Origin of the sequence: Microbacterium maritypicum MF109 (assembly GCF_000455825.1) — a bacterium.
GTDB classification, from domain to species: domain Bacteria; phylum Actinomycetota; class Actinomycetes; order Actinomycetales; family Microbacteriaceae; genus Microbacterium; species Microbacterium maritypicum_A.
Window position 1 is genome coordinate 64,260 of record NZ_ATAO01000168.1, and the last position, 7,351, is coordinate 71,610.

Below are 7,351 nucleotides of genomic sequence, written 5' to 3' on the forward strand. Positions count from 1 at the left end.
GTCTCTCCCATACCCCCGGAAGGAGCGGCACGTGTCCCACACGCTCCGCCTCATTGGCCGGCGACTGCTGCAGCTGCCGCTGATGATCCTCGGCATCACGTTCCTCGTGTTCTTCGTGATGTCGTTCTCCCCCGTAGACCCGGCGCGCACCGCGCTCGGCGAGACGGCGTCGCCCGAAGCCCTCGAGGCGTACCGCGAGGACCACGGCCTCGACCTCCCGCTGTTCGTCCGCTACGTGAACTTCCTGCTCGGACTCGTGCAGGGCGACCTCGGCACCTACTCCGCACGCAGTCTCCCGGTGATCGACGAGGTCGCCCGCGCCTTCCCGGTGACCCTGGCCCTCACCTTCCTCGGGCTCCTCATCGCGGTGATCGTCGCCTTCGTGATCGGCGTCCTCGCCGCCGTCTACCGCGACCGCTGGCCCGATCAGGTGATCCGCGTGTTCGGCGTCGCGGCGCTCTCCACGCCGTCGTTCTGGCTCGCCATCCTGCTCATCCAGGTCTTCACCCTCGGCCTGAACCTGCTGCCCGCCTCCGGGCCGCTCCCGGATTTCTGGAGCGACCCCGCCGGATGGCTCGCCCGCATGACCCTCCCCGCCATCGCGCTCGCCGTGCCGGTGATCGGTCAGCTCTCCCGCGTCGTGCGCACCTCGATGGTCGAGGAGCTCGACCGCGACTACGTGCGCACCGCCCTGGGCGCCGGCATCCCGCGAGTGATCGTCGTCGGTCGCAATGTGCTGCGCAACGCCCTGATCACCCCGGTCACCGTGCTCGGACTCCGCATCGGCTACCTGCTCGGCGGTGCGGTCGTGATCGAGATCATCTTCGCCATCCCGGGAATGGGAACGCTCATCCTCAACGGCGTCACCAACAACGAACCCAACCTCGTGCAGGGTGTGACGCTCGCCGTGGCGCTCGCCTTCGTCGTGATCAACATCATCGTCGACCTCCTGTACGTGCTCATCAATCCTCGAATCCGGGCGGTGTGACATGCGACGCAAACTCACGGAACGTCTCTCCGTTCCCGGTCTCCGCTGGGGCCGGCTGTCCCTCGGATCGATCATCTGCATCGCCGTGCTGGCGATCATCGGGCTGGCGGCGATCTTCGCACCGCTCATCGCGCCCTTCGACCCGCTGGCGTCCGGGACTCCGGTGCAGCCGCCGAGCGCGGAGCACTGGTTCGGCACCGACCGTCAGGGCCGCGACATCTTCTCCCGTCTCGTCTTCGGTGCCCGCTACTCGCTCGTGATCGGCATCGGCGCGACACTCGTCGCGCTGCTGGCTGCCTGCGTGCTCGGGACGATCGCCGCCACGGCCCCGAGGTGGATCTCCGAGACGCTCATGCGCGTCATGGACGTCGTGATGTCGTTCCCCGGCATCGCGCTCGCCGCCGTCTTCGTGGCGGTGTTCGGCAAGTCGCTCCCCGTGCTCGTGCTCACGATCGCGTTCCTCTATGTGCCGCAGCTCACCCGCATCGTCCGCGCCAACATCCTCGACCAGTACGGCGAGGACTACGTCTCGGCCGTGCGCGTGATGGGCGCGGGCACCCCGCGCATCATCGTCCGCCACGTGGCGCGCAACGCCATGGCCCCCGTGCTGGTGTTCGCGACCGTGCTCGTCGCCGACGCGATCGTGTTCGAGGCTTCGCTGTCGTTCCTGCAGGCCGGGGTTCCCGACCCCGAGCCGTCGTGGGGCAACGTGATCGCCGCCGGCCGCAATCTGCTGATGAGCGGCGCGTGGTGGGCGACCTTCTTCCCCGGCATCCTCATCATGCTCACGGTGCTGTGCCTCAACATCCTCTCGGAGGGGATGACCGATGCGATGGTGTCGCCGCGGGCACGCAAGATCACCGCGGATGCCGCGGGCACCGAGGAGTCCACGCACGAGCTCGAGGTCGCAGCGATCCCCGACGACACCCACGTGATCCCCACCGTCGACACAGCGGTGAACCTCTCCGTTCCGAGCGGGGTGCCCGACACCCTGGTGCCGCGCGCCGAGGCCGTTCCTCTCGCCGAGCGACTGGCCGAGCTCCGTCAGCGCGAGCTCTCGCGCACCGACCGCCTGGTGTACACGGCGGAGGAGAAGCCTCTGCTCGACGTGCAGGATCTGTGCATCTCGTTCCCCCGTCATGGCGACGTGGACGTGGTCGACCACGTCAGCTTCACGGTGCGCCCCGGCGAGACGATGTCGCTGGTGGGGGAGTCGGGCTGCGGCAAGTCGATCACCTCGCTCGCGATCATGGGCCTGCTCGATCCGAAAGCCGACATCCGCGGGCGCATCCTGTTCGACGGCGAGGACCTGCTGCAGATGGCACCCAAGGAGCGCAACGCGCTGCGCGGCCACGACATCGCGATGATCTACCAGGACGCGCTGAGCTCCCTCAACCCGGCGATGCTCATCCGCTCGCAGATGAAGCAGCTCACGTCGCGCGGCGGCACCCGCACCGCCAGCGAGCTGCTGGAGCTCGTGGGTCTCGACCCCGACCGCACCCTCGCCTCGTACCCGCACGAGCTCTCGGGAGGCCAACGGCAGCGCGTGCTCATCGCCATGGCGCTCACCCGGAACCCGCGACTGGTGATCGCCGATGAGCCGACCACGGCCCTCGACGTCACGGTGCAGGCGCAGGTCGTCGACCTGCTCATGCGGTTGCAGAAGGAGCTCGGATTCGCGCTCCTGTTCGTCTCGCACGACCTCGCGCTCGTCGCCGAGCTCACGCACCGGATCACGGTGATGTACGCGGGCCAGGTCGTCGAGCAGGGCACGACCAGAGAGGTGCTGACCCAGCCGGTGCACGAGTACACGCAGGGGCTCCTCGGCGCGGTGCTCTCGATCGAGGCCGGTTCCGATCGTCTTCATCAGGTCTCGGGCGTCGTGCCGTCGCCGCGAGACTTCCCGACGGGCGACCGCTTCGCGCCGCGCTCCAGCGACCCCGCCCGGTACGCGGGCGTCGCCCCGGTGCGGCGGCACATCGCAGGAACCGAGCACTACTACTCCGCGCATCCCGACGATGCGCCCGTCGAGCCGATCGGAGCAGGACGATGAGCGAACCCGTCATCGAGCTCAAGGACGTGCACGTCCGCTACAAGACCCGTGCCTCCTCGCTCTTCCGGCCGCAGTACGTGGATGCGCTTGCGGGGGTCTCGCTCACCGTGAAGCGCGGGCAGACGCTCGGCATCGTCGGCGAGTCGGGGTCGGGCAAGTCGACCTCGGCCAAGGTGCTCATCGGCCTCGAGAAACCCACGAGCGGGCAGGTCGTGTTCGGGGGAGAGCCGGTGCGATCCTTCACGCCGGCCGTGCGCAGACGACTCGGCCGCATCCTCTCCGTGGTGTTCCAGGATCCGGCGACCGCCCTGAACGCGCGGATGACGGTGCGCGATGCGCTGCTCGACCCGATGCAGGTGCACCGCCTCGGCAGCCCGTCGACCCGGAGCCGAAAGGTGCGCGACCTGATCGGTCTCGTCGGACTGCCGGCATCGGCCCTGGACGCCCTGCCCAGCCAGCTCTCGGGTGGCCAGCGCCAGCGTGTGGCGATCGCCCGGGCGCTCGTGCTCGACCCGCAGGTGATCGTCGCCGACGAGCCCACCTCGGCGCTCGACGTCTCGGTGCGTGCCCAGATCCTCAATCTGCTGACCGATCTGAAGGATCAACTCGGCCTCGGGATGGTGTTCATCTCCCACGACATCCAGACCGTCCGCTATCTCTCCGACGAGATCGCCGTGATGAACAAGGGGCGCGTCGTCGAATTCGGCGATGCGGCCCGCGTGTTCGACGCGCCCTCCGACGAGTACACCAGAACGCTGCTGGGCGCTGCGCCCTCGCTGCTCGAACCCCACCACTGAAACGACCGGAACACACATGTCTGCTGCCTCTCCCGCCCCCGTCTTCGCGGGCGTCGTCCCGCCCGTCGCCACCCCGCTGCTCGAGGACGGATCGATCGATCACGTCTCCCTCTCCCGCCTCGTCGACCGTCTGGTCGCCGAGGGGGTGTCAGGACTGTTCGCGCTCGGCTCCACCGGCGAGACCGCGTACTTCACCGACGACCAGCGCGTCGAGCTGCTCCGCACGATCGTCGCCGCGAACGCCGGTCGGGTGCCGGTCATCGCCGGCGCGATCGAGCTCACGGCGCCGCGCATCATCGAGACCGCCCGCCGTCTGATCGATGCCGGCGCCCAGGCGATCGTCACGACGGCTCCGCTGTACACGCTGAACTCGGCAGCCGAGGTCGCCGACCACTTCCGCACCATCGCGGCGGCCATCGACGCCCCGCTGTGGGCCTACGACGTGCCGGTGCGCGTGCACTCCAAGCTCGGCATCGACCTGCTCGTGCAGCTGGGCACCGAAGGGGTCATCCACGGCGTGAAGGATTCCTCGGGTGACGACGTCTCGTTCCGGCGCCTGATCGCGGCGAACGATGCCGCAGGGGGTCCGCTGCAGCTGCTCACCGGACATGAGGTCGTCGTCGACGCCATGGCCCTCGCCGGTGCCGACGGCGTGGTTCCCGGGCTCGCGAACGTGGAGGCCGCGGGGTACGTGCGACTGTGGGAGGCCGCGAAGAGCGGCGACTGGGAGACGGCTCGGGCCGAGCAGGAGCGCATCAACCGCCTGTTCGACATCGTGTTCCAGCCAAAGGGCCTCTCGGGTGATGCGACCGGTGTCGGCGCGTTCAAGGCGGCCATGCACGCCCGTGGCATCATCGATCACGCCACGATGGCAAACACCGTGCAGGCGCTCGACGTCGACGCGGTCGCCCGCATCCGCGACATCCTCGACGAGCTGCATCTGCTCCCGGTCGCCGTCGGCTGATGGGCGAGGTCGTCCTCGCCGTCGACATCGGCGGCACCAAGACGGCCGCGGCCCTCGCCGACCGCGACGATGCACTGCTGCGGACCGAGGTGGCCGCGACGCCGGCGGCCCAGGGGCCGGTGGCGGTCGTCGCCACCGTCGTCGCGCTCGCCGGACGTCTCCTCGCCGGCAGCGGGCTGCGCCTTTCGGGCGTCGGCATCGGCACGGCCGGGGTCGTGGATGCCGGAACCGGGACGATCGTTTCCGCCACGGATACGTTCGCGGACTGGCCGGGTACACCGCTGGCCGCACTCGTGCGCTCGGGACTCGGCGCGCATCTGCTCCCCGACGCTCCCGTCGCCGTGCAGAACGACGTCGACGCGCACGCGGCAGGAGAGCATCGACACGGTGCCGCGGCCGGGGCGGCGAGTGCGCTCGTCGTCGCGGTCGGCACCGGTGTCGGTGCAGGAGTCGTGCTCGACGACAGGGCCGTGCGGGGTGCGCATCACGTCGCGGGGGAGATCGCGCACCTGCCGGTGCCGGGAGCCGCACACCTGCGCTGCCCCTGCGGGCGCTTCGGGCACCTCGAGGCCATCGGCTCCGGCATCGGGATGCATCGGCACTTCCGGTCTCTCGGAGGCGATCCCGGCATCACCGATGCGCGGGGGGTCGCGATGGCAGCTGCGGCCGCGGACCCCATCGCCCGCCGGGCCCTCGACGAGTCGGCCGCGGCGGTGGGTCGGGCCCTCGCGGGGGCGGCGACGCTTCTCGACCCTGAGCGCATCGTGGTCACCGGGGGCGTGCCGAACATCGGTGAGTCCTGGTGGCTTCCGATGCGCGCCGCCTTCCACGCCGAGGCGATCGATGCGCTGCAGAACACCCCCATCCTGCCGGGCACGCTCGGCGACGACGCACCGCTGCGCGGAGCCGCGGCATCCGCCTGGAGGCGACCATGAGATTCACCGACACCCTCGAACGACTGCGGGGTGGACTGATCGTCTCGTGCCAGGCCTACCCGGGTGAGGCCATGCGCGACCCCCGCACGATGGCGCAGGTCGCGGCGTCCGCCCTGGCCGGAGGAGCAGCCGGAATCCGCGTGCAGGGGCTCGATGACATCCGCGCGACGGCACACCTCCCGGTTCCGATCGTGGGGCTGTGGAAGGACGGCGACGCCGAAGTTTTCATCACTCCGACGCTCCGGCACGCTCAGGCCGTGGCCGACGCGGGCGCCGACACCGTCGCGATCGACGGGACGCGGCGCCCGCGCCCGGACGGGCTGACGCTCGCGGAGACGATCGCGGGCCTTCGCGCGCACACCGACGCGCTGATCATGGCCGACTGCGGCTCCCTCGACGACGCGATCGCCGCCGAGGCCGCCGGCGCCGATATCCTCGGCACCACCCTGTCGGGATACACCGGAGAGCGCCCGAAGACCACCGGGCCCGACCTGGAGCTCATCGCGCTGATCGCCGCCCGTTGCCGCCGCCCGATCGTCGCCGAGGGGCGCGTCCACACACCCGAGCACGCCGCGGCCGCGATCGCCGCCGGGGCGTTCTCGGTGTGCGTCGGCACCGCCATCACGCATCCGTCCACGATCACCACCTGGTTCGCCGATGCCGTCGCGGGAGCACACGCATGACCACGCCCATCCTCGTCAGCGCCTACCCGGCCTCTCCCGCCCACGCGCACTGGGATCCGGTGCTCGAAGGCGCGCTGCTGCCCGCATTGTGCGCGCTTCCCGGGGTCGCCGGGCTCGAGGTGCCATGGATGGGGCGCCTGCATCCGCACGATGACGCCTGGTTCCTCGCGAACGTGCCGGCCGTGCCGCTCGCTGTCACCCCGATCCCGTTCGTCATGGGACGCGTCGGGGCACACCCCGGGTATGGCCTCGCCTCGGCCGATGAGGAGGGGCGCGCGGCGGCGGTCGCCGATCTTCGGAGGGTCGCCGCCGACGTCGCGCGCATCGACGACGAGAGCGCCGCATCCGTCGCGGTGGTGACGGTGCACTCCGCGCCGCGAGCGACGGCCGTCATGGAGCCGCTCGTGCGCTCGCTGGGGGAGGTCGCCGCGCTCGACTGGTCCGGCGCGCGCCTGGTCATCGAACACTGCGATGCGTTCGTGCCCGGCCGGGTCCCTGAGAAGGGTTTCCTGCCCTTGGACGCCGAGATCGCCGCGATCCGCTCGTCGGGACTGCCGATCGGAGTGTGGCTCAACTGGGGGCGTTCCGCGATCGAGCTGCGCGATGCGGATGCCGTCACCGCGCAGATCGCGGCGGCGGCGGCGTCCGGCCTCCTCGTCGGCCTGGCGTTCTCAGGGGCCGCCCCGGTGCAGAGCCCGTATGGCCACCCGTGGAGCGATGCGCACCTGCCGATCGCCTCGACCCACCCGGAATCCGCTTCGCTCCTCGACGACGCGCACGTCGCCGCAGCGCTCGCCGCTGCGGGCGACGTCGAGTGGTTGGGGCTGAAGACGGCCCGCCGTCCCGACGACACCACCGCGGCGGATGCCTTGCGCACGGTCGCGCGGAACCTCGAGGTGGTGCGCGCCGCGGGCTGACCGGAGGGAACGGC

The 7,351-nt window shown here is 70.7% G+C and carries 7 protein-coding genes; all 7 read left to right on the top strand.

Annotation, left to right across the window (positions count from 1 at the left end; genetic code table 11):
* Positions 1 to 31 precede the first annotated feature (31 nt).
* The 7 genes from L687_RS29975 to L687_RS30005 are packed head-to-tail and all read left to right on the top strand — an operon-like array spanning position 32 to position 7,337.
* Positions 32 to 988 (top strand): ABC transporter permease, encoded by a 957-nt coding sequence (locus L687_RS29975; protein WP_021199491.1) that lies wholly within the window; start codon positions 32 to 34, stop codon positions 986 to 988.
* 1 nt (position 989) lies between these two features.
* Entirely contained in the window at positions 990 to 3,041 is a 2,052-nt protein-coding gene (locus L687_RS29980; protein WP_021199492.1) for a dipeptide/oligopeptide/nickel ABC transporter permease/ATP-binding protein, read from the top strand.
* Positions 3,038 to 3,838, top strand: a complete 801-nt coding sequence (locus L687_RS29985) for an ABC transporter ATP-binding protein (RefSeq protein ID WP_021199493.1) — start codon at positions 3,038 to 3,040, stop codon at positions 3,836 to 3,838. Before L687_RS29980 ends, L687_RS29985 begins: the two co-directional genes overlap by 4 nt.
* 16 nt (positions 3,839 to 3,854) lie before the next feature.
* Positions 3,855 to 4,802 carry a dihydrodipicolinate synthase family protein gene (locus L687_RS29990; RefSeq protein WP_021199494.1) on the top strand — a complete coding sequence of 316 codons (948 nt, stop codon included), beginning with the start codon at positions 3,855 to 3,857 and terminating at the stop codon, positions 4,800 to 4,802.
* The gene (locus L687_RS29995) at positions 4,802 to 5,737 is read left to right on the top strand and encodes an ROK family protein (RefSeq protein ID WP_021199495.1); all 936 of its coding nucleotides are present in this window, start codon (positions 4,802 to 4,804) and stop codon (positions 5,735 to 5,737) included. Before L687_RS29990 ends, L687_RS29995 begins: the two co-directional genes overlap by 1 nt.
* Positions 5,734 to 6,420, top strand: a complete 687-nt coding sequence (locus tag L687_RS30000) for an N-acetylmannosamine-6-phosphate 2-epimerase (RefSeq protein WP_021199496.1) — start codon at positions 5,734 to 5,736, stop codon at positions 6,418 to 6,420. Before L687_RS29995 ends, L687_RS30000 begins: the two co-directional genes overlap by 4 nt.
* Positions 6,417 to 7,337 (top strand): DUF4862 family protein, encoded by a 921-nt coding sequence (locus tag L687_RS30005; protein WP_021199497.1) that lies wholly within the window; start codon positions 6,417 to 6,419, stop codon positions 7,335 to 7,337. The genes L687_RS30000 and L687_RS30005 overlap by 4 nt, the downstream gene beginning before the upstream one ends.
* The last annotated feature ends 14 nt before the right edge of the window (positions 7,338 to 7,351 follow it).